Raw genomic sequence first — 22,445 nt, 5'->3', positions numbered from 1 at the left:
GCGCGTCTCGAACCATGAGGCCCCGGACGCAGCCGCGTTCGTTCTAACCAGCGCCCGCCCCGCCCGCTTCCGTATGCAGCCAAGCTTCACCGCAGGCCTTGGCGAGCTCGCGGACGCGCAGGATGTAGCTCTGGCGCTCGGTGACGGAGATGACGCCGCGGGCGTCGAGCAGGTTGAAGACGTGGCTGGCCTTGATGCACTGGTCGTAGGCCGGCAGCGCCATCAGATGCTCCTTGCGATTGCCGTCACGCCAACCGGCGTCGAGATATTTGCGGCAGGCGCCCTCGGCCATCTTGAACTGCTCGAACAGCATGTCGGTGTCGGCATGCTCGAAATTGTGCCGCGAATATTCGCGCTCGGCCTGCAGGAAGACGTCGCCATAGGTGACCTTGGCGTCGCCGTCGCGGCCGTTGAAGTTGAGGTCATAGACGCGGTCGACGCCCTGGACGTACATCGCCAGGCGCTCGAGGCCGTAGGTGAGCTCGCCCGCGACCGGCGCGCATTCGAAGCCCGCGACCTGCTGGAAATAGGTGAACTGCGACACTTCCATGCCGTCGCACCAGCACTCCCAGCCGAGCCCCCAGGCGCCGAGGGTCGGGCTCTCCCAATCGTCCTCGACGAAGCGGATGTCGTGCACGGCGGCGTCGATGCCGATCGCGCCGAGCGACTTCAGGTACAGCTCCTGGAGGTTCGGCGGCGACGGCTTCATGATCACCTGGAACTGGTAGTAGTGCTGCATCCGGTTCGGATTCTCGCCGTAGCGGCCGTCCTTCGGCCGCCGCGACGGCTGCACGTAGGCGGCATTCCACGGCTTCGGCCCGAGCGCGCGCAAGGTCGTCGCCGGGTGGAAGGTGCCAGCGCCCATCTCCATGTCGTAGGGCTGCAGGATCACGCAGCCCTGCTCGGCCCAGAACCGTTGCAGGGCCAGGATGAAGCCCTGGAACGAACGTTCGGGGCGCATGTGCAGAGGCAGCGAGTCCATCGTCGGTATCGGTCTTTCGCAGGCGTCGGAAAAGCGCGCGGACCGTATCGGCGGGGCCATCAGGAATCAAGGCAATAGGGCCCTCGAAACGACGGCGACGTCCCGTCGTTCGAAGGTCGGCGGAGCGTGTCAGCCCGGCCGGTAGGCGCCGGTGACGGGATCGCGGCGCAGAGTCTTGATCTCGGCGGCCCGCGCGGCCTCGGCGACGCGTGACAGCCGCGCCTCTTCGAGCTCGCGGTTGATCTTCTGCGCGGCCTTGTAGGCCCAGCGAACCACGGCTAGCCCGCCCAGCATACCCGCGAAAGCAACGAACGGCGGCATTGGTCGATCCTCGTTCATGAACAGAGCCACCCCGATTCCCATTGTCGCCGATCCCGGTTCCCCCCGCAATCGGATTGCGAGGGGCGAAATGGCGCGCCCCCCGGGTTCTAGAACCCGAAACGAGCCCAGATCGCCCGGGTTTCGACCGCGGAGATCAGCTCCTCCGCTAGCCCGGTCCAACCGATCCCCAGGCTCCCGGCGCCTGCCGCCCGCCGTCCGAGCAGCCCGGACAGCAGGCCGCCGGCCGGCGCCACCACGGGCGTCGCGACCTTGTCGCCGAACCGGGCGCGCAGCACCGCACGGAGGTCGCCGATGGCGTCCGCCAGCCCCAGCGTGACGGCGCTGTCGCCGGCCCAGTACTCGCCGGTGAACAGCACATCGTCGGCGCCCTTCAGCCGGGTGGTGCGGCTCTCCTTGACCAGCGAGATGAACAGCGCGTGGATCTCGCGCTGGATCTTCTTCAGCCGCGCCACGTCGTCGGGATTCTCCGGCAGGAACGGATCGAGCATCGCCTTGTGCTCGCCGGCGGTATAGAGCCTGCGCTCGATGCCGATCTTCTTGATCAGGTCCTGCAGCCCGAACGAGCCGCCGACCACGCCGATCGAGCCGAGGATCGAGGACGGATCGCAGAAGATCTCGTCGCCGGCGCACGCAATCATGTAGCCGCCGGACGCCGCGACGTCCTCGACGAACACCAGCACCGGCAGCTTCTTCTCCGCCGCGAGCTGGCGGATGCGCAAGTAGATCTGGCGCGACTGCACCGGCGAGCCGCCCGGCGAATTGATCACCAGCGCCACGGCCTTGGCGTTGCGCATCGAGAACGCCCGCTCCAGCACCTTGGCGACGCCCGCGAGCGTCAGCCCCGGCCGCAACGGCGTCACCGCGCCGATCACGCCGGACAGACGGACGACCGGCACCACCGGGACGCCGCGCAGCCGCGCCGGAAGCAGCGCCTTCAGCCGATCGAATAGCCCGGCTGCATCGCTGGGTTGTGTCAAATTGTCCACCATTCAGTTACCTCGGATTTACCATTTTTTATCGCGCCGCTGCCATCCAAAGGGCTGGAACGAGCCTTGCAATGCCCTGGGCAATTGCACGGCGAGCACAAGGTGCAGAGTGCGGCGGAGGAATACATGAAGGTCTACCTGTTGATGCTGCTGATCGGTACTCTATTGACTGCGATCCGTTTCACGACGGTAACCGAACGCCAGTCGGAAGCTCAGACGCAATAACGCCCGACCACGATCAACCGTTCAGGGGGTGCTCAAGGCCAGCGCCCCCTGCCCCGACAGCACGCGCACGGCCTCGTCATTCGGCACACCTGCCACCTCATTCAGCACCACTCCGGCGAGAATCTGGGTCGGCGCCCGCCCTCCCTTAACGGCCCGGACCAGGAGACGGATCGCCGGCTTGCCCGCCTGGCCATGAACCGGTTGAACGGCAAGACTGCCGAAGCCGCGCGCCAGCGCCGCGACCACCTCGCTCAAACCATCGGCCCGCCAGATCAAGGTCAGCACGCCGCCGGATTTCAGCATCCGCCGCGCGGCATGCGTCCAGATCTCCAACGTCGTCGCCGTTGCCATGTGCGCGGTCGCGCGCGCGGCGTCGGGCGAGGCACGGTGACGGGCAACATCGTGGAACGGCGGATTCATCAGCACGACGTCGACACTATCGGGCCCGAGCCCTGCGGCAGCGAAAGCAGCCGCGTCCGCGGCGACGTCCAGCGCCACGACCTCCGCCGGCAACGCATTGGCGCGTGCGTTGTCGCGCGCGAGCCGCGCCAGATCCGGCTCGCGCTCGACCAGCGTCAAGCTGAGACCGCCCACGCGCCGGGCCAAGGCCAGCCCGGCCGTCCCCACGCCGGCACCGAGATCGACCACGCGATCGCCCGAACGCGCGGCCGTCGCCGCCGCCAGCAGGATTGCGTCGTGGCCGGCGCGATGGCCCGTCGTGGGCTGCCGCAGGCGCAATTGGCCGCCGAGCACGGCGTCCTCCGAAATGTCGACAGCGTCACTCATCAGGGCGCAGTTCATGCGCCAGACCGGCGTCGGTGAGAAGCCGCCGGGCCTGGAGAATGTCGTCCTCATGCACGAGGATCCGCCGCGGCAGGATGCCGAGCGAGCCCTCGATGATGCTCATGTTCTGATCGAGCACGAGGTGATGGATGTCGGCGCCGTCGAGCAGCGCCCCTATCGCCGAAACCAGCACGATATCATTGGTCCGAACCAATTCCTTCAATCGTTATGTCTCCATGCGGGCCTGGGTCAAGAAGGGCTTGGGTCAAGAAGAAGGCTTGGGTCAACAAGGCCTGGGTCAAGGTTCCGTGTCTGCCCTTGCCGCCTGCGGCCGCAGTTTCTATTGTCGTTTCGAGCATAGCAAAATCGGAGACCAGAGTGGCGGTTATCGTACCTTTCGAGAGTCCATCGGGAGCCTCCATCGATGGGCTGGTCGCGCTGGTCGCAGCCGACATGGAACGGGTCAACGCTACGATTTTGTCGCGCACCGGGTCGGACGTCACGATGATCCCGGAGGTCGCAAACCACCTGATCTCCTCCGGCGGCAAGCGGCTGCGGCCGATGCTGACGCTGGCGATGGCTCATCTCACCGACTACACCGGCGACGGTCACGTCAAGCTCGCCGCGGCCGTCGAGTTCATGCACACGGCGACGCTGCTGCATGACGACGTGGTTGACGAGAGCGAAATGCGCCGCGGCAAATTGTCCGCGCGCATGCTGTGGGGCAACGAGGCCAGCGTGCTGGTCGGCGACTTCCTGCTCGGCCAGGCGTTCCGCATGATGGTCGAGGTCGGCTCGCTGCGCGCGCTCGACATTCTCTCCGCCGCTGCCGCCACCATCGCCGAGGGCGAGGTGATGCAGCTTGCCGCCGCCAAGAACACCGCCACCACCGAGGACGAATATCTCGCCGTGATCCGCGGCAAGACCGCCGAGCTGTTCGCCGCGGCCTGCGAGGTCGGGCCGGTGCTCGCCGATCGGCCCAAGGCCGAGCAGACCGCCTCGCGGTCCTTCGGCATGAATCTCGGCATCGCCTTCCAGCTCGTCGACGACGTGCTCGACTATGGCGGCAAGGCCGCCAAGCTCGGAAAGAATGTCGGCGACGATTTCCGCGAGGGCAAGATCACGCTGCCGGTGGTGCTCGCGTTCCGCCGCGGTAGCGACAGCGAGCGTGCCTTCTGGATCAAGGCGCTGGAGCGCGGCGAGATCAGCGATCACGATCTCGACCATGCGATCGGGCTGATGAACAAGCACCGCGCCCTGGAGGACACGATCAGCCGCGCGCATCACTATGGCGCGATGGCCGTCGATGCGCTGGCGCTGTTCCCGGCCTCACCGATGAAGACCGCGCTGGAGCAGGTGGTGGCGTTCTGTCTGGCGCGGTCGCATTAGTTGCTTCTAGCGACTGCCGCTGCGACTGCGGTGCTCGTGAATGCGCCCTCGCCCCCAAGGCGAAGCGAAGCTTCGCCAGGGTGGGAGAGGGCATCGCCGGCCCATCCACGTGCTCGGCTGGGTGAGGGGTATTTCTCCGCGAACATCGCGCGTGCGGAAGCATACCCCTCACCCAACCGATCTTGTCGCTCCGTCCTAAATGCCCTCTCCCACCCTGGCGAAGCTTCGCTTCGCCTTGGGGGCGAGGGCGCTGTATTGGGCAGTCGTTTCGCAGATGCTGATGAGTTAGCTCAGCGTCCCCGCATGCACCCACCATTCGGGATGCGCGGCGGCGATCGCGGCGCCGGCGGCCTTGGCGTCGGCCTTGCTGCCATAGATCGCAAAGCACGTCGCGCCGGAGCCCGACATCCGCGCCAGCAGCACGCCCGCGCTCGTGCGCAGCGCCTCGAGCACGGTGCCGATGATCGGCTGCACCTTCAGCGCCGGCGGCTCGAGGTCGTTGTGCACCTGATCGAGTGCATCGACCCAGCCGCCGACCGAGGCTCCGGCCTTCGGCCAGGACGGCGCGGTGAGAACATCCGTCACCCCGATCAGCAGATCGCCCGGCTTGAGACCAAGCGCCTGGAACACGTCCTTGGTCGCCACCGGCACGCGCGGATTGATCATCACGCAGGGCAGGACGGGAAGCGCGAGCGGCTGCAGGTTCTCGCCGACGCCCGTCATGGTGCAGGCGCGCGAGGGCACGCAAACCGGCACGTCGGCGCCGGTCTTCAAGGCCACCGCCGCGAGGCGCGGGTCGTCCAGGGACAGGCCATTCAGTTTCGCCAGCAACCGCAGCGCCGCCGCCGCATCGGCGGAGCCGCCCCCAATGCCCGCCGCGACCGGCAGCACCTTCTCGAGGGTGAAGGCGCCGAGCTTCAGGCCGGGAACGGCCTCCGCCAGCAGCCGCGCCGCCTTCAGCACCAGATTGTCCGTGGTCTCGCCGCAGGCGTCCGCCAGAGGACCGGTCGTCGTCAGCGTCAGCTCCGGGCCCGGCACCAGCGTCAGCTGGTCCGCGCAGTCGGCAAAAGCAACGACGCTTTCGAGATCATGATAGCCGTCGACCCTGCGGCCGACGACCCGCAGGGTCAGATTGACCTTGGCGCGCCCCTGCTCCTGCAGCGCGCCGGTGACCGTGGACGCCAACATCGGCGCAATGCCCCCAGCATGTTCGGTGGTGGAGGTCGGTTGCCAACGCGCTGCGGCCCAGGCCGAAACGGACGTGGCCGACAACCGCCACCCCTTCATCAAAATCATCCGGGCTCCCCGGCAAGCCGAGGAGCCCGTGATGGCTCTCATATCGCGATCAGGACGAACTAGCCGCCCTTGCCATCGTCCTTCTTGGCGTCGGACGGCGTGTCCTTGGTGTCGTTGCTGGCCGCAGCGGGCGCCGGATCATCGGGCAGGCCATTCTGGATCTTGGCCTCGATCTTCGGCAGCTCCTCGGCCTCCGGCTTCAGGTCGCGGGCATGGGCCCACTGGAACTTGGCTTCCAGCTTGCGGCCGACACGCCAATAGGCGTCGCCGAGATGGTCGTTGATGGTCGGATCCTCGGGCTTGAGGTCGATCGCGCGCTCGAGGTTCTTGACCGCCTCCTCGTAATTGCCGATGCGGTAATAGGCCCAGCCGAGCGAGTCGACGATGTAGCCGTCGTCGGGCCGCTGCTCGACGGCGCGCTTGATCATCTTCATGCCTTCGTCGAGATTGATGCCCTGGTCGATCCAGGAATAGCCGAGATAGTTCAGCACGTGCGGCTGGTCGGGCTGCAGCTCGAGCGCCTTGCGCATGTCGGCCTCGGCCTTCGGCCACTGCTTGGAGCGCTCCAGGCAGATGCCGCGATAGTAGTAATAGACGCTGTTGGCCTTGTCGTTGTTGGCGGGCAGCGAATCGACGCCGAGCGAATAGGTCTTGGCGCAATCGGCGAACTTCTTGCGGCCGCGCTCGATGTTGCCGAGCGCCATGATCGCCTCGAGATCCTTCGGATCCTGGGCAATCACGTCCTTGAGGATCTTGATCGCCTCGTCGCTGCGGTCGGCGCTGTCGAGATCGGTGGCGAGCTGGATCTGGGCGTTGCGCTTCAGCGGCGAGCTCGCCGGCACGCGCTCATAGACCTTGATCGCCATCTGCGGCTTCTTCACCGTCTCGTAGAGATCGGCGAGCGATAGCAGCGCCAGCGGATGATTCGGCTGCAAGTGCAGCGCGAGCTGCAGATAGACCAGCGCCAGATCCTCGCCGCCGCGGCGGCTCAAGGTGGCGCCGATGCCGTACAGCGCCTCGGCGGCGCCGGCCTGCGGCGAGTCGACCAGCGGCGGCAGCTTCTTGCCGGCCTTGGTCTCGCGCAGGCCCTCCTGCACCAGCGGATGGCGCGCGAGCTTCTTGTCGAAGGCTTCATAGATCGCGGTCGCCGCCGCCGCATCCTTGTTGCGCGACAGCCAATGCGCATAGGCCTCGGTGATGCGCAGCATCGAATCGTCGAGCTTGTAGGCGCGCTCGAACCGGGTGCCGGCGTCCTTCTCCTTGCCGGCCAGCTCCAGGATCATGCCGGCATGAAGGTCCTTGAACAGCGGATACCATTCGGGACCGGTCAGCTTGTCGATATTGGCGACGGCGGTCTTCGAATCGCCCGCGCCTGCCGCGGCCCACGCCGACAGCAAGGTGGCGACGAGATCGGTGATCGGCCCGCGCACCGACTGGTTGATGTTGGTCTGGGCAGCCGCGTATTTCTTCTGCTTGATGTCCTGCACGCCGACCACGAGCCGCGCGATGCGGTTCGACTTGTCGATCGTGAGCACGCGCTCGGCGAGCTTCACGGCCTCGTCGATGTCGCCATCGGCGACCGAGGAGATGAAGGCGCGGTCGAGCAGCTCGTTGTTCTTCGGGTCGCTGCGTAGCGCCGAGCGGTAGAACGCCGCCGCCGAGGCTGCGTCGCGCTCGACGCTGGCGTGGCGGGCCGCCAGATAGCTGCCCGATGTGGTGAGCGACTTCAGATCGACGCTGGTTGGAAATTTTGCGGCGTTATCCGCAGGATGATCCGGCGTCTGGGCCAGGACGGCACCGGGGAGCAGCAAGGCAGAAACGGCAATTGCGGTCCAGCGATTGCGAATTGACAACATCACGGTGCGCTCTGGTTGTTGGAAATGACGGATCGGTACGGACACGAACCCGATCGGCAGCTCTTCAAGGCGCCGACAATGCCGCGTTTGGCGGCCAACCGCAAGGATTTGCAGGATATTCGGGTCAGCCGGGAGCCCCTTTGGCGAAGGTGACCTGCGTCAAACCGCGCCAGTATGGCCGTATCGTGGCCGGCTGCCCTCCCCGGGGCAGCCGACTCACGCAATCGTGCGCATGCGGAGGCTACATCGCCTCGTAGTTCGGCCCGCCGCCGCCTTCCGGAGGAACCCAGGTGATGTTGCCGTTGGGATCCTTGACGTCGCAGGTCTTGCAGTGGACGCAGTTCTGCGCGTTGATCACGAAGCGCGGGCTCGTGCCCTCCTCGACCCATTCGTACACGCCCGCCGGGCAATAGCGGTTGGACGGCCCGGCATAGACGTCGTGCTCGGAGCTTTTCTGCAGCGCGATGTCGGCGACCTTCAGATGCACCGGCTGGTCTTCCTCGTGATTGGTGTTCGACAGGAACACCGAGGACAGCCGGTCGAAGGTCAGCTTGCCGTCCGGCTTCATCGCAGGCTTCGGCTCATGCGCCTTGGCGGGATCGAGCGTGGCGCGATCGGGCTTGGCGTGCGACTGGGTGCCGAACAGCGAGAAGCCGAGCGTGTTGCACCACATGTCGAAGCCGCCGAGGACGACGCCGAGCACGGTCCCGAACTTCGACCACAGCGGCTTGACGTTGCGCACCTTGAACAGGTCCTCACCCACCGGCGAGCCGCGCCAGGCGTTCTCGTAACTCACCAGCTCGTCATTGGCGCGGCCGGATGCGAGCGCGGCATTGACGTGCTCGGCCGCGAGCATCGCGCTGCCCATCGCATTGTGCACGCCCTTGATGCGCGGCACGTTGACGAAGCCCGCCGCGCAGCCGATCAGCGCGCCGCCGGCGAACGACAGCCGCGGCACCGACTGATAGCCGCCCTCGGTGATCGCGCGCGCCCCGTAGGCAAGCCGCTTGCCGCCCTCGAACACGCCGCGGATCGAGGGATGGGTCTTGAAGCGCTGGAATTCCTCGAACGGCGACAGATAGGGATCGTCGTAGTTCAGGTGGACGACGAAGCCGACCGCGACGAGGTTGTCGTCATAGTGATACAGGAACGAGCCGCCGCCGGTCTTCATGTCGAGCGGCCAGCCGAACGAATGCTGGATCAGGCCCTTCTGATGCTTGGCCGGATCGATCTGCCAGACTTCCTTGAGACCGATGCCGAATTTCGCCGGCTCGCTCTTGGCGTCCAGCGCGAACTTGGCGATCAGCTGCTTGGACAGGCTGCCGCGCGCGCCCTCGGCGAACAGCGTGTACTTGCCGAGCAGCTCCATCCCGCGGGTGAACGAGGCTTTCGGCTTGCCGTCCTTGCCGATGCCCATGTCGCCGGTGGCGATGCCGCGCACCGCGCCCTGCTCGTCATACAGCACCTCGGTGGCCGCGAAGCCCGGATAGATCTCGACGCCGAGCGCCTCGGCCTTGCGCGACAGCCAGCGGCAGACATTGCCGAGCGAGCCGACGTAGCAATGATGGTTGTCCATCAAGGGCGGCATCGCGAAGCCCGGCAGCGGGATCGCGCTGCTTTCGGTCATCCAGAAGAACTTGTCGACCTTGACCTGGGTCTTCAGCGGGCAATCATCGTCCGAGCGCCAATCGGGAATGAGCTTGTCGAGCGCAGCCGGATCGATCACCGCACCGGACAGGATGTGCGCGCCGACCTCGGAGCCCTTCTCGACCACGACGATGTTGAGGTCGGCATTGAGCTGCTTCAGCCGGATCGCGGCAGTCAGGCCCGACGGGCCGGCGCCGACGATGACAACGTCGAACTCCATGGATTCGCGCGGAGGTAACTCTTCGGTGCTCATGTCTCTCAATCTCAGGCCCGGCCGGTGCAGTGGATCTGGCCTTTGCATCCCCCTGGCGCGTGCAAAGGTCAAACCCGGAGCTGCAACAGCAACAATGACTTAACTAGGGTTCCTGGAGGCGCCGGCGGTTCGCTGATGGGCAGGTCCCGAGGGGAGCGAAGGCTGGCGCCGGAACACTAGGGCGTTCCGTCCCTTTTTTGGGTTATTCCAAGCTCTTGTTTCCGATTTTTCGGGGCAGGACAACCACCGAAATGCATTCCGCCATGCGCCGAGGCGGCGTACACTATGGCGACGATCGATCATGATGACCCCCGAGCCCCTCCCCGACGTCCGCCAATTGCTCGCCTTCTATCTGGAGGCGGGAGTCGATTGCGCGCTCGCCGACGAGCCGATCAACAGGCTGGTGGAGCCTGAGGCCGCGGCTGCTGCCGCTCCTGCCGCCCGTCAGGCGGCGGCGCCGCAGGCTGGCCGGCTGTCGGCGCCGGCGATCATTCCGCCGCGCGGCGAACCCCCGCCTCCGCCGGAAGCGGCCGTCGCCTCGGCCCGCGAGGCGGCGCGGACAGCGCCGACCCTGGAGGCGCTGCGCGCGCTGCTGGAGAGTTTCGACGGCTGCGCGCTGAAGCAGACGGCGTCGCGGCTGGTGTTCGCCGACGGCAATCCGCAGGCGCGCATCATGCTGGTCGGCGAGGCGCCCGGCCGCGACGAGGACATCGAAGGGCTGCCGTTCGTCGGCCGCTCCGGCAAGCTGCTCGACCGCATGATCGCCGCCATCGGGCTCGACCGCAGCAAGGTCTACATCGCCAACGTCATTCCCTGGCGCCCGCCCGGCAACCGTACGCCGACGCCGCAGGAGACGCAGATCTGCCTGCCGTTCATCCGTCGCCAGATCGAGCTGGTCGATCCCGATGTGCTGGTGACGCTCGGCAACCCCTCGACCCAGGCGCTGCTCGGCACCACCGAGGGCATCATGCGCACCCGCGGCAAATGGCGCGACTACGACACCGGCAAGCGCACCATCCGCGCGATCGCGACCTTCCACCCGGCCTATCTGCTGCGCTCGCCATCCTACAAGCGGCTGTCCTGGCAGGACCTGCGCGCGATCGCGACGATGCTGGCGGTCTGAGCGCCAGTCTCTCCACGTCATTGCGAGCGAAGCGCCTTGTCCGCCGAAGCCTTCTTGGGCGTAGGCAGACGCAATCCAGAGTCCCGCCCACGACTCTGGATTGCTTCGTCGCTGCGCTCCTCGCAATGACGGAGAGCGCGGCGAAGCGCTACGGCCCTTTCGGTCGCACGATCGCCCAGCCGATGCGCAGCACCGGCTGGCGGCCGTTGATCAGCCAGTCGAAGCTGCGCGGCACCTCCGGCACCAGCCCGGGAAAGCGCTGGGCGATCTCCGGCGGGGGGGTGCCGACCGTGTCGGAGGCGCGCCACACCACGACGCCGCCGCTCTCGGCGAATTTGGCCGGCGTGACCCAGGGTGTCCGCTGCGGGGTGGCATCGAGGAACAGATGCGCGCGGCGGCGGCCGAGCGCGACCAGGCTGGCGAGTTGCGGATCGCCGGCGACCGCCTGCAGCCGCTGGTTGGTACGGCGCTCGAAACTCTCGACGAAGAAACGGGAGATGTCGCGGGCCGGCATCGCCGTCGCGACCTCGCGGTCGCCGAGCAACGGCAGCACCACAGCGCTGCCCGCCGCGAGGATGGCGGGCGCGGCGACCGCAACCGCCCAGACCAGGCGCAGCAGCCGCTGCCGCCGCAGATAGATCAGATCGCCCGACGCGACCACCAGGGCAAGGCCGACCATGGTCAGGGTCACGGCAGTGCCGCCGTACACGGTCGGGAGGCCGAACAGAGCGGAGATCAGACTGCCCGCCAGCGCTGGTGCAATCGCGAAGCAATAGACGAAGTCGCGCGCGAGTGGCGGCACCGAGCGGCGATAGATGATCGGCGCATCGGTCTCGCCGCGATCGATCCAGCCGGCGTCGAGCAGCACCAGCAACAGCACGGCCGAGATCGCCAGCAGCAGTCCCCCCGCCAGCGCGAGCCAATGCCAGGCGCGCACCGAAAGCTCGGCGAGAACGGGCAGCGCCGGTAGGCCGACGCTGTCGGAACGCAGCACGAAAATGAGATAAGGCAGTGCCAGCGCCACCACCACAAGCAGCGCGAACAGCGGATCGAACGAGCGCAGCACGCGGCGGCCCTGCGCGGTCGAGACCACGAAGCCCGCGATCAGCAGCAGCAGGCCGGCGGCGGCCGGCGTGGTCAGCAGCAGCAGGCCGGCCTCGATCGACCAGGCAAACCAGGCGTTGCGCCGGCCCTCGCCGAGAATCCGCCAGCTATGGAGCAGCAGCAGCGCCCAGAGCGGACGCGCCAGCACCTCCGGACCGAATTCCAGCGTGGGCGCACCGAACGCGGTGATGGTCATGGTCAGCAGCACGGCGAGCACCGCCTGCTGGCCGCCGACGATCGCCGCCGCGAGGAGATACATCACCCACAGGCTGAGCGCCGAGCACAGCACGGCCAGCACGTAGACGCCGAGTAGATGATTGCCGGCGAGGCGATAGGCGATGTCCGACAGCCAGAACGACAGTGGCGGGCCGAGATCGGTGCCGACCTGGTACTCGCCTCCGAATGCGATGGTGGTGGCAAGCTGGCCGGGCGAGCTGCGATAGAACAGCATGGCCACGCCGAGCCACATCAGGGCCTGGCACAGCACCACGATGACGACGACCAGCCGCGGCCTTGCGCGGATCAGTTCGACAACCAGGGACGTGAAACGCATGAACGGCTGGATCGCTTGGCTGAATCGCTGACGACGTCGAGGAGGCCGGCAGGACCGTCGCTCATCCGCAGCAGCCTCGCTGTCCGACGCCCGCAATCGATACCGCATGATCGGGGCGCACAAGACCGCCCCCGCTGCGAGGAGTGACACTTCGTGCCGGTTCGCTATCTCAAGCTTTAAGACCGCGGCGCGATCGAGGCAACCAGCATCAGGCCCCGAGCGAGATTTCGGTGGACGTGACCACGGTCACCTCTGCGAAAAGGTCGGGCTCCGGCACCTCGGTCCAGGGCTGATGCTTGCGCCGGGCGGCGACGACCGGCGCAAACAGGCTGCGATGATGTACCGAGGGGCCGAGCCGGTCCAATGCGGCGAGGTGTTCCGGCACAGCATACCCCTTGTGCTGCTCGAATCCGTAACCGGGGCAATCCTGCGCCAGCGCGCACATCAGCCGGTCGCGCGTGACCTTGGCGACGATCGAGGCGGCCGCAATCGACATCACCAGACCATCGCCGCCGATCACCGCCTCGCACGCGCAATCGACGTCGATGCGGTCGCGACCGTCGACGAACACGTGCTTCGGCGCCTCGGGCAGCGCCCTCACGGCGCGAGACAGCGCCCACAGCGAGGCACGCAGGATATTGTCGCGGTCGATTCGGGCCGGCGAGGCGACGGCCACCGCAAACGCAGACGTCTTGCAGATCTTGTCGAACAGCGCCTCGCGCTGCTCCGCGCTCAGCCGCTTGGAATCATCGAGCCCCTTCGGAATGCGCGCGGGATCGAGAATCACGGCAGCAGCGACCACCGGACCAGCCAGCGGCCCGCGTCCCGCCTCGTCGCAGCCCGCGACCGGCCAGATCCCCTGCTTCAGCAGCGCACGCTCCCGCCGGAAGCTCGGCGGCGCCACCGCGATGACGCCCTTGCCGAGCTTGGCGGCCGCACCACCTGTTTTGGGCGAGCCCTTAGCAGCGCCCTTCGCGGCGTTCAGAGCCTTGGCTGATTTCTTGGCCTTATCGCGAATCATGTCCGCATGCTGCTGAAGCCGATGCATGAGCGCAACCGGGAACCGGCGGCCGTCCCCGGCATTCCGCCCGTCGGGGCGGAGATTGTATCCGCAGCTATCTGGCGGCAGGCTCTGCCGCCTGGATCGCCGCATGCCATCCCGACACGAACGCCTTCATGCCCGCCTGCGATAGATGGCAGGTATCGGTTCGCTGCTCGGGCAGGTCAATCGCGTCGAGATCGGGTCCGCTGAACACGACTCCCGAATTCTCTTTGACGATCTCGGTCTGCGCCCAGCGAATCTCCGGCGCAGGCCCTCGTTGCTCACCCCGGCATGACGAGGTCGGCGACACGAAGACCTTGGCCTGCGAATATCGCCGCACCAGATTCACGATGGCCTGAAGGCCGTCGAAATAATCCGCGCCCCCGTTGCGACGGTACCGGCTATCGTCGAAACGTTCCGCCTCGCCCTGAACCCAGAACACATGAGTTGGTGGGATCCCAGACCGGGCAAGGCGTCGCAGCGTGCTCTCGGCCAGCATGTAGAGATCGCCGCCCGCGCTCCATCGGGTCATGCCGCTGCCACCGAGGGTGACCGGCACCAATAACACTCGGTCAAAAACCTTGGCTTGGAGCATTGTATTGGCCAGCGCGATCCAGGGACTGCCGCCGTTGCCGTCGGATCCCATCAGCGGCTCGGCGGCAACCGCACATTGCTGGCTGAAGTAGTTGGCCAGATCAGCATCATGACGATTGGGCGAGCGCCCTTCGCCATAGTTGCCGCCATTGCTCTGGCCAAGGATGAGAATGACCGCAGAACGCGTCCGGGCAAAGGTCCGACAATCGACCTTCAGGGCCTTGGCGAAGAGTGCGGCTCCTTCAGCGCTGTAGGCGGGCGTCCGCATGTCGGACAGCAATTGGTCGCTCTGCAGGGCCTCGAGCTTCAGCAGCAGCGCCTGCTGCTGATCCGACGCCTGCGCCAAGCGCGCCTGCTGAGCCCGGACGTCGGCCAGAGCAGCGGAAATGTCGCGGAGATCGCGCAGAGTGGTTTCACTCGTCACCGCGCGCGCACCGATCCACACGACCAGCAAACCAACGAGCACGATCGACGACCTGACGACATCATATCGGTCGAACGGTGCCATTTTCTCAGGCCGCGTCGACCGTCTCGTCGCGAGGGGCCGGCTCGCTCCCGACCAGCTTGATCTTAGTGTCCAGCAACACCGGCGGATTCACTGGACGGATCCAATCGGTGACGCCGTCGACCTCGCCGACCTTCTCGAAACGGAGACGCTGGTAGAGCTGAGCCACCAGCTTGTTCTTCTTGCTCGGCACGTAGCGGCCCCGGATGACCTCGCAACCGCGATCGAGCGCGACGCGCGCGATCTCGTTGGCGATGAACTCCTCCATCGCCCTGCCAAGCACGCGACAGCTCATCACCCATGTATCGACGACGAGTGCCGGACCATCCTGCCGCATCAGGACCACCGAGATCAGGCCGTTGTCGCCAAAGCGGTCACGCAGAATGAAATGGCGGCAGATCCAGTTCTCATCGCGCTGAAACGCACTTACCTCGGCTTCGCTGTAGCGCGTGCCAGTCAGATGAAACTGGTTGCTCTTGTTGATCAATTGTGCCGAGCGGGCGAGATACATCCCGTCGGCGCAGCCGATTTCGGCCTCCATCAACAGGCTTTCCTGGAACTGAGCCTGGTCGGCGAAAGACCCCTGCAGCTCGCGGCGCTGCGCATTGGCGCGGTAGTACTCCGTACGAACGGCATCTTCCTGCGAATAGGCGGCCGTCTCGAAATAGCGCAGGCGATGCACGAGCCCGACATATTCCGCGGGATCGTCGGACAGCTCGGGAACGGCGACCATCGGCAAGTACTGGCGCACCACGTCGCGTTCGACGGGATTGTCGTCGATGAACACCATCGAATCGAGCCCGATGTTCAGGTTCTCGGCGATCGTGCGTATGTTGTCGGCCTTGTTGTTCCAATTGGCCACGAACTCGGCGATGTCATCGAGCTTCAGGCGCATATCCGGATGTTGCTCGAACGGCTCCCTGGCATTGGCCGCCTCGTTCTTGCTGCAGACGGCGAGGATGACACCGCGCTGCTTCAGGCTTTTGAAGTAGTCCTGGATCTGGCTGAATGCCTCGCCGGTGGCGCCGTTGCCGAGCTTGATCCCCGCCAGCCCATCATCGCCGATGACCCCGCCCCACAGGGTGTTGTCGAGGTCGAGCACGACGCATTTCTTGGCCTGGCCCTTGATCGCCGCGACCAGCCGCGCGAACGTAAAGCCGACCAGCCCCATGGCATCGAACGTCATTGGCTGCTTGGAATGATGCCAGTGGCGATATTCGAACCAGCGTGACTGTCCATAGAGCGCCGACAGGTGATCATAGTCGAAAATCACCACGCCGCCTGAGGCTCGGTCGGCGAGCCGGCTGTTGAATTTGCGGATGACCGAGCGCCGGCTCCAGCCGACAGAGCCCTCGAAATTGCCGAGGACGTCGATGGAGGGCGTATCAGCATTGTTCTGGATGACGAGGGCTGGGCAGTTCTTGCGCAGCTCCGCCCACAAGCCTTCCGCCATGTCGACCTCGGCGGCCACGGCTTCATCGACGACGTCGACCGCGCTTCCGGGCGGCATGTCGATCCGCAGGTCTCGTCCGGTCGTGAAGATCCACACGATCTCAGGCTGAAACGCGTACAGGTCCCCATCCTTGTCGAGGATGGTCGAAACGACGGTGTCGAAGGGCGCGATGTAGAACTGCGCGGCAAAGCCTTCGCAGGCCAACCACAAGCGAACCATTTCGGAGACGTGATCGACCGTGGCACTCGACAGAATCGCGATCCGGATCGGCTTCAGGCCGAGCGCGTCCCGGTCCATCGTATCGAACACCTTGAGGTATTTGCGCAAGGTGACGAAGCTGTCATTCGGGTCGATCGCGCTTCGCAGCGTCGCGAAGGCATCCTGGATCTCTCCCCGCCGCGCCTGCGCAGCGAAGCTGGCAAAACGGTCGTTCGAACGCGTGCTGTTCATGTCGGATCGGCTCATCGCAAATAGTCAGTACAATTCCCCACGCCCCGAAGTCGGCAAGCTCCAGCCACACCGCTCATGTGCGAACCTCGGAAATCGCGAAAGTCCGAAAAACCATGAGCCGGTAAACTCGTTGCTTCGGCGCCGAATTGGGCCACCGCTCTCGATTTGACGTCCCCGTCGGGGGCCGTCGAAAAGTCGCGGCGGCCGCCGCTGTCGATCTAAGCCCCGAAGGCGCTCGTGAGGAGCTCCGGACGGCTTGCCTGCAACACCGATCCCGGCAACCGGTTTGCGTGAAGCGCCTTCAGCGAGGCAACGACGTCGTCATTGTCACCGAAGTCCCCCGCAAGCTGCCTCTTCATGATGGTGTTGATGCCTTCCTGCAATTGCCTGATCTCGCGGAAGTCGTAACCCTGGTCGTAGAGATAGGCCATGTACCAAAGGCTGGTGTCCGGATCGACGAAGCAGGCGTTCTTGATGGACTGGAACATCTCGAGCTTGATGCGGCCGGCGTCCTCATGGGACATCGTGTTGTGCTTCCAATTCGCGCCCATCCCCGTCAAACCGAACTCTTCGCGCCGGTTGTGGATGTCGGTGTGCTCCATATAATAGAATTCCTTCAGCGAATAGAACTGGACGCCGCAGTTCTCGATGAAGTCCATGTTGTCCTGGATGGTCTTGTCCGTCTCGCCGGGGAAGCCGAGCACGAAGGCCGCCAGCGAGTTGATGTCGTATTTGTTCAACAACTCGATGCCACGCTGGAAATCGGCGCGTCGCGCCTTCTTGTTCATATTTTCGAGCACGGTGTCGTTGGCGGATTCGACACCGAGATAGACCCCTTTGCACCCGGAATCCTTCATCGCCCGCACGATGTCCTCGTCGACATATTGCACGCGGAGGAACGAGAACCATTCGAAGTCATATTCCTGGAAGATCTTGAGCAGAGCCTTGTAGCGGTGCGGGGGCACGTTGAAGGTGTCGTCGATGAAGATGATGCGATCGATGCCGCCGATGCGCTTGACCGCGTCGAGATGCATCCTGACCTTGTCGCCTCCCAACGTCTTCCAGCCGCCGGCCGTCGTCGGATAGGAACAGAAGGCGCAGGAGAACGGGCACCCCGACGCAGTCCTGATCTGGACGGTGCGATTGAGGAACGGCGCGTCCAGTTGATCCCACAAGGCCGGGCAGTCGTCGAGCAGCGGCGTATTCCATTGCACCGGACCGGCCGTGAAGCTGCCTCCTTGGTAGCTGCAGAGGTTCTTGACCTGATCGAAGCCCTCACCCTTGCGACGGGCCATGAGCAGATCCCGGAGATCGAATTCCGAGTTGAAGGCATGCAGCATGTGCTTGATGCCGTATTTCCGCATCGGCTCCGCCAGATCGGCCGGCGACCCGTTGATGATGTAGGAATTCGCGAACGCGCCGCCGACGATGATCTCCATATCGGGATCGAGCTTCTTGAGGCGCTTGCAAATGCGCCCGATCTCCTTGAAGCTCAGGAAGAACGTGGAGGAGATGCCGACCGGGATGTCACCGCCACAACTGCGGTAGGCCTCCTCGAACAGATCCCAGTCGCTGTCGATGTTGTTGATGATCTTGGTGCGGATACCGAACGAGAGCAGGTAGTTGGCCACGTGCAGACCGCTGGCCGACGGCAGGTTCCATATGTTCAGCGACTGCCGGCGCCCGGGATAATCGGCCTCGAAATAGTTGGGCCGGCCCGAGATCGAATTGATGAAATCGAGATGGCCGACGAACTTCCCCTCGTGCCGAACCATCCGCGGGTAGACCAGCGACCGGAACAGATCCAGCCGATCGATGGGAAGCGCCGAAAACGCGTCGTACTCGACGACGTTAGATTGGCAGATAAGTATAAAATCCCAATCCTTCATGTTCGGCTCCTGGTAAACCCTGCTTGGACCTTGCCCTTGGCGACGATCGTCTGAGTGCGCGGGCGGATGACTTCGACGTTGGCGACGAAGACCTCGGCTGCGCTCGACCATTGCGCCACCGTTGCCTGGATGCGGATCGTATCGCCGATGTACAACGGCTCGATCCACCGAAGATTGATCGATTGCAGGATGCAGTCGAGGCCCGGCAGGCGGAGCCCGAACAGCCGTGAGATGAATCCCCCGATCAGCATGCCGTGGACGACGCGCCCTTCGAAACCGCGTTCCCTGGCCGCGCCGTCGTCCATGTGGATCGGGGATACGTCACCGGTCAGCGCTGCAAACTGATCGACATGCTGACGCTCGACGCATTGTTCGATCTCCGCCGTCAAGCCGACGAAGATATCGTCAGGCTTCAGGCAGAGAACCGGGCTCGCGCCGCCGGCCAATTTAACCATTCCCCCGTCCTGCCCGTCATCAGCGTCGAAGCTCGGCATGGTTTAGAATAAGGCCGAGCACACCCCTAAGGCTCACAAACTAGCTTTTTCAAGTCAGCCGGTCGAGAAAAAATAACAGTTCCTGCTCAGACCACTCAGGATTGCAGATCTATCGGCACCCGGACGGCCCAGTCAGAGCTGGCCGGGTCCTATTCAATCACCTGGACCAAGTCGCACAGGGAACACAGGCTGGGACCCGAATCGAACGATGGACCGACCAATTCCGGCTTCTTGTGCCAATGACCCAGCCGATCATCGGCAACTAACGCGCCATCTTCTTCTGGAGCAAAGCGACCATCGCCGCGACATTCTCGAGATTGCCGATTTCCGCGGCATTGAGGCGTTGCCCGAACTCCTCCTCGACCGCCAGCACCAACGAGATGTGCGTGACGGAATCCCATTCATCGAGGTCATCGGCCGTCATCTCGGGGGTTATCTTGATGGTCTCGTCACCGAACGTCTCGATGAAGACCTTGTTCAAACGCTCGTAGATCTCAGCCGTCATTTTGCACTCCGCCCCAAAGGCCATTACTTCACGAAAGTCGATCTGTAGAGATGGTAGTGGTTGACATAGTCATTGGCGCGACCGAGGTCGTCTCGCAAACCGGGAATATCCAGCCTCGGCAGCGCCGCTGCGAACCCGGCAGTATCGCTTGCCTCAATCAAGGCGGCAACCATGCCGGCCTCGGATGGATGAGAGGTGTCGACGAAATTCTCGGGATCCTTTGACATGACGGCGCGGCTCAAATCGATGTGGACGATCCCCATTTCGGCGAACCTCTTTTTCATCGCCTCGCTCTCGAAATCGCGCCACGTTCCTGCGTAAGGTCTGTATCCCTCGTCGTGGTCGAGAAAATCGACGGTCGGCGCATAGATCGGAAACTGGATTCCAACCAGCAGAACGCCCTTGGCCTTGGCATCGGCCGCCATTCCCGCCAGCTCGGCGAGTTGCCCCTCATCAGCATGGGGCGCTCCGGGAATGGCATTGACCAAGCCATTTTTCAGATCGAGCATCACCTGCTTGGCGCCGTCATATTGCGCGACTTGGTAGATCAGCGATCCATCCCAACGAAAGCCGGCTCCGGTTCGCGCCGCGGTAACTCCGACCATGGTCAGATCCTCTCGCGGGTGCCTCGGATAGCGGCCGGCAAGGCACTCCCACAGAGCTTCGAGCCCATGACCGCTGGCATCCATCGCCTGACCGATCAAGGAGCCGATCCCTCCGATGTGCGCCCCGATCGTGTAGCGGAACGCCCCTGCCCGCTTAGCCTCGATCGTCTGGTAGGAATTCGAGAGCTGGAAATAATCCATCGAGAAAATGACGACGCGGGGATGGGAGACCTCGGTGATCCTGTTTAGAAAATCGCGCAGCTGCGAAACCGTCCAGGCCGTCAGACAGGCGTTGTAGAACTTGTAGGGTCGGAACATCGCTGAGCGCAGCTGACTGCAGCGCGAATTTCCGATGGCGATGATCTCCGGCTGTTCGTCGGCAATCCGCTGCAGTTTGAAGGCAGCCCAGTTGCGTGCATCAGTGGGAAAGAAGACGACGGGCACGTTGCCCTGCTGCAGGCGGGCTGCAGCGGAGGGGGGGCGTCCCTCCAGCGTGGTCCAGCCGAGATATTCCATCAGCGCGATTTGGACGAGCGCAAACCCTGCCACCCATGCCAGGAAGCGACGACCTCGGCGCGCTCCCGTTTGCTGCTGCGTGGTTGACGTGACGGACAACTGCATGGCTTATCCTGCGGAGCTCATCGGTCGGACGGGCATGGCCAATGTGCACTCGGTCAGAAGTGGAAATAGAGCAGCGCGGCGCGATCGTTGCTCAAGAAGGCGACGACCGACCAGACGAGCAGACATGACACTGAGAGCGCCCAGGCCGGGGATAAGGACAGCTTGAGCGCCTCGGTCGAAGGCGCGATCTTGGGGTAGCCGCCGCCTTCGAACACCGGATTGAACCGCGACAGGGTTTGATTGCTGTTCGGCAACACCCAGACGATCAGGAAGAGCGCGAGCAGCAAGGCAATATCGGCAACCGTGATCGGCATCGCCCCGCCGGTGGTGAGAAGCGGGTCCGCCAGATGGCTTGGCCAGGCGCTGCTCGCCAGCGTGGCCCCGGTCCACTCTGAACGCCCGAGCAATGTCCCGAGCATCGCGAACGCGCGCCCCGGATTGCTGGCACGGAAGATTGCCCACCCGGCCGCGACCGCGAGGAACGTCAGTCCGAGCGCTATTGTAGGCCACCAGTCGGAGGCGAGCGCTGCCTTGCGATAACGTCCGCCGAAGTTTCGCCAAGCGTGGTTCACGACCAGCAGAACGCCGTGATACAGGCCGAACATAGCAAATGTCAGGTGATCGCCGTGCCAGATGCCCATAAGGAACATCACGAGCGTGGTCGGATAGGCGATGCGCCAGACGAATTGCTTGACCGCGCTGGCCTTGGCTCCGATCTTGCGCGCCATGGTCAGAGTGACCGTATTGTAGACGTAGATCGTCAGAAAGCGTGTCAATGAGACGTGCCAGCGCTGCCAGAAATCGACCATGCTGCGCGCCTTGAAGGGGGAATGGAAATTGGCTGGCAACTCCACACCGAGCAGACGCGCGACGCCGATAGCCGCGTCGCTGTAGCCCGAGAAGTCGAAATACACCTGGAATCCGTAGGCGATCATACCGATCCAGGCACCGGTCACGGGAATCGGTTGCTCGGCAAGCCAAGGCACAAAGACCTTGTCGGCCACAGCTGCGATCGCGGGCGAGATCATCAGGTTCTTGAACATCCCGATGCCGATCAGTGCCAGCCCAATGGACCAGTCAACGCTGGTCGTACGACCGAGCCGGTCCTGGCTCATCATCGCCTCGTAGCGGATCAGCGGGCCGCACAAGATCGCCGGAAAAAACAATGCATAGCACAATAGGTCCAGCGGAGAGCGCGCGACCTCGCCGCCGGCGTGTGCATCCACGAGATGCGACACCAGGCGGAAGACGATGAAGGAGAGCCCAAGCGGAAAGCCAAGTCCCAGTTCAACGGAATAGGTCGGGCCCAGTCCGGCGATAATGGCACCAAGATATTTGTACGCAGCAAGCAGTCCGAGATCGAGCGTCAAGCCACAGATCAGAAGCGTGGATTTTCTGTGGTGTGGTGACAGCACGATTGCACGCCCCAGCACCCAGTTGATTGCGACCAAACCGAGACAAATCGGCAACCCGTGCGGATCAAATCCATAGTAAACGATCGTCGAGCCGATCGCCACGATTCCACGACGGACCTCAACACTGGCCCGGCTCGTCAGCCTGAGGGCAAGCGAGACTGCCGACAACACCAAGATAAACAGGGTGAAGTAGTCAGAATTGTGCATCGCGTGTCCATGTCCCCCGGGGCACACTCGTCAGCTGGCAGGCACCTCCCTAGCGTCCCAGCCCGCTCGACACAACTTCGTTTCGGGCTCTTGGGAACAATTCACTTGAAGCGAACTTCCGCCCCT

General features: G+C 64.4%; 19 protein-coding genes. 2 read left to right on the top strand and 17 right to left on the bottom strand.

Annotation, left to right across the window (positions count from 1 at the left end; genetic code table 11):
• Positions 1–43 precede the first annotated feature (43 nt).
• From ACQR1D_RS28720 to ACQR1D_RS28700, 5 genes are all read right to left on the bottom strand, one after another.
• Complete coding sequence (locus ACQR1D_RS28720) at positions 44–982, bottom strand: glycine--tRNA ligase subunit alpha (RefSeq protein ID WP_434840440.1); 939 nt, start codon at positions 980–982, stop codon at positions 44–46.
• Positions 983–1,111: 129 nt separating this feature from the next.
• On the bottom strand, positions 1,112–1,303 hold the full coding sequence (locus ACQR1D_RS28715; protein WP_315802833.1) for a hypothetical protein: 192 nt from the start codon (positions 1,301–1,303) through the stop codon (positions 1,112–1,114).
• Between the two features lie 107 nt (positions 1,304–1,410).
• Positions 1,411–2,313: a S49 family peptidase gene (locus tag ACQR1D_RS28710; RefSeq protein ID WP_434840441.1), complete on the bottom strand. Its 903-nt coding sequence runs from the start codon at positions 2,311–2,313 to the stop codon at positions 1,411–1,413.
• 243 nt (positions 2,314–2,556) lie between these two features.
• Complete coding sequence (locus tag ACQR1D_RS28705; RefSeq protein WP_434840442.1) at positions 2,557–3,321, bottom strand: tRNA1(Val) (adenine(37)-N6)-methyltransferase; 765 nt, start codon at positions 3,319–3,321, stop codon at positions 2,557–2,559.
• Positions 3,314–3,541: a DUF2007 domain-containing protein gene (locus tag ACQR1D_RS28700; RefSeq protein WP_315802830.1), complete on the bottom strand. Its 228-nt coding sequence runs from the start codon at positions 3,539–3,541 to the stop codon at positions 3,314–3,316. Before ACQR1D_RS28700 ends, ACQR1D_RS28705 begins: the two co-directional genes overlap by 8 nt.
• Before the next feature lie 155 nt (positions 3,542–3,696).
• On the opposite strand from ACQR1D_RS28700, the gene ACQR1D_RS28695 reads away from it, so the two are divergent.
• Complete coding sequence (locus ACQR1D_RS28695) at positions 3,697–4,707, top strand: polyprenyl synthetase family protein (protein WP_315717243.1); 1,011 nt, start codon at positions 3,697–3,699, stop codon at positions 4,705–4,707.
• Positions 4,708–4,992: 285 nt separating this feature from the next.
• Here ACQR1D_RS28695 and ACQR1D_RS28690 read toward each other — a convergent pair whose 3' ends face one another.
• The 3 genes from ACQR1D_RS28690 to ACQR1D_RS28680 form a co-directional block, all read right to left on the bottom strand.
• Entirely contained in the window at positions 4,993–5,895 is a 903-nt protein-coding gene (locus tag ACQR1D_RS28690) for a 4-(cytidine 5'-diphospho)-2-C-methyl-D-erythritol kinase (protein ID WP_434840443.1), read from the bottom strand.
• 167 nt (positions 5,896–6,062) lie between these two features.
• Positions 6,063–7,859 (bottom strand): tetratricopeptide repeat protein, encoded by a 1,797-nt coding sequence (locus tag ACQR1D_RS28685; protein ID WP_315802828.1) that lies wholly within the window; start codon positions 7,857–7,859, stop codon positions 6,063–6,065.
• Between the two features lie 241 nt (positions 7,860–8,100).
• Positions 8,101–9,759 carry an electron transfer flavoprotein-ubiquinone oxidoreductase gene (locus ACQR1D_RS28680; RefSeq protein ID WP_434840444.1) on the bottom strand — a complete coding sequence of 553 codons (1,659 nt, stop codon included), beginning with the start codon at positions 9,757–9,759 and terminating at the stop codon, positions 8,101–8,103.
• A 304-nt stretch (positions 9,760–10,063) separates the two neighbouring features.
• Between ACQR1D_RS28680 and ACQR1D_RS28675 the strand changes: the two genes are divergently transcribed.
• Positions 10,064–10,882 carry a uracil-DNA glycosylase gene (locus tag ACQR1D_RS28675; RefSeq protein WP_434840448.1) on the top strand — a complete coding sequence of 273 codons (819 nt, stop codon included), beginning with the start codon at positions 10,064–10,066 and terminating at the stop codon, positions 10,880–10,882.
• Between the two features lie 148 nt (positions 10,883–11,030).
• On the opposite strand, the gene ACQR1D_RS28670 is transcribed toward ACQR1D_RS28675, so the two are convergent.
• The 9 genes from ACQR1D_RS28670 to ACQR1D_RS28630 all read right to left on the bottom strand — a co-directional run bounded on the left by ACQR1D_RS28670 (position 11,031) and on the right by ACQR1D_RS28630 (position 22,319).
• A complete protein-coding gene (locus ACQR1D_RS28670) occupies positions 11,031–12,539 on the bottom strand; it encodes a glycosyltransferase family 39 protein (protein ID WP_434840445.1) in 1,509 nt (502 codons plus the stop codon).
• Between the two features lie 208 nt (positions 12,540–12,747).
• On the bottom strand, positions 12,748–13,560 hold the full coding sequence (locus ACQR1D_RS28665; RefSeq protein ID WP_434840446.1) for a ribonuclease HII: 813 nt from the start codon (positions 13,558–13,560) through the stop codon (positions 12,748–12,750).
• A 94-nt stretch (positions 13,561–13,654) separates the two neighbouring features.
• A complete protein-coding gene (locus ACQR1D_RS28660; protein WP_316217301.1) occupies positions 13,655–14,683 on the bottom strand; it encodes a sialate O-acetylesterase in 1,029 nt (342 codons plus the stop codon).
• Positions 14,684–14,687: 4 nt separating this feature from the next.
• Positions 14,688–16,583, bottom strand: a complete 1,896-nt coding sequence (locus ACQR1D_RS28655) for an HAD-IIIC family phosphatase (RefSeq protein ID WP_316217302.1) — start codon at positions 16,581–16,583, stop codon at positions 14,688–14,690.
• Between the two features lie 218 nt (positions 16,584–16,801).
• Positions 16,802–18,472, bottom strand: coding sequence for a radical SAM protein (locus ACQR1D_RS28650; protein ID WP_316217303.1), 1,671 nt, complete (start codon positions 18,470–18,472; stop codon positions 16,802–16,804).
• Positions 18,469–18,966, bottom strand: a complete 498-nt coding sequence (locus tag ACQR1D_RS28645) for a MaoC family dehydratase (RefSeq protein ID WP_316217304.1) — start codon at positions 18,964–18,966, stop codon at positions 18,469–18,471. Before ACQR1D_RS28645 ends, ACQR1D_RS28650 begins: the two co-directional genes overlap by 4 nt.
• Positions 18,967–19,228: 262 nt before the next feature.
• Complete coding sequence (locus ACQR1D_RS28640; protein ID WP_042340243.1) at positions 19,229–19,471, bottom strand: acyl carrier protein; 243 nt, start codon at positions 19,469–19,471, stop codon at positions 19,229–19,231.
• Positions 19,472–19,494: 23 nt separating this feature from the next.
• Positions 19,495–20,697: a hypothetical protein gene (locus ACQR1D_RS28635; RefSeq protein ID WP_316217305.1), complete on the bottom strand. Its 1,203-nt coding sequence runs from the start codon at positions 20,695–20,697 to the stop codon at positions 19,495–19,497.
• A 53-nt stretch (positions 20,698–20,750) separates the two neighbouring features.
• Entirely contained in the window at positions 20,751–22,319 is a 1,569-nt protein-coding gene (locus ACQR1D_RS28630) for an MBOAT family O-acyltransferase (RefSeq protein ID WP_434894213.1), read from the bottom strand.
• Between the last annotated feature and the right edge of the window lie 126 nt (positions 22,320–22,445).

The organism is Bradyrhizobium sp. HKCCYLRH2047 (genome assembly GCF_051168175.1).
GTDB lineage: Bacteria > Pseudomonadota > Alphaproteobacteria > Rhizobiales > Xanthobacteraceae > Bradyrhizobium.
This window is presented reverse-complemented; position numbering and strand designations above follow the sequence as displayed.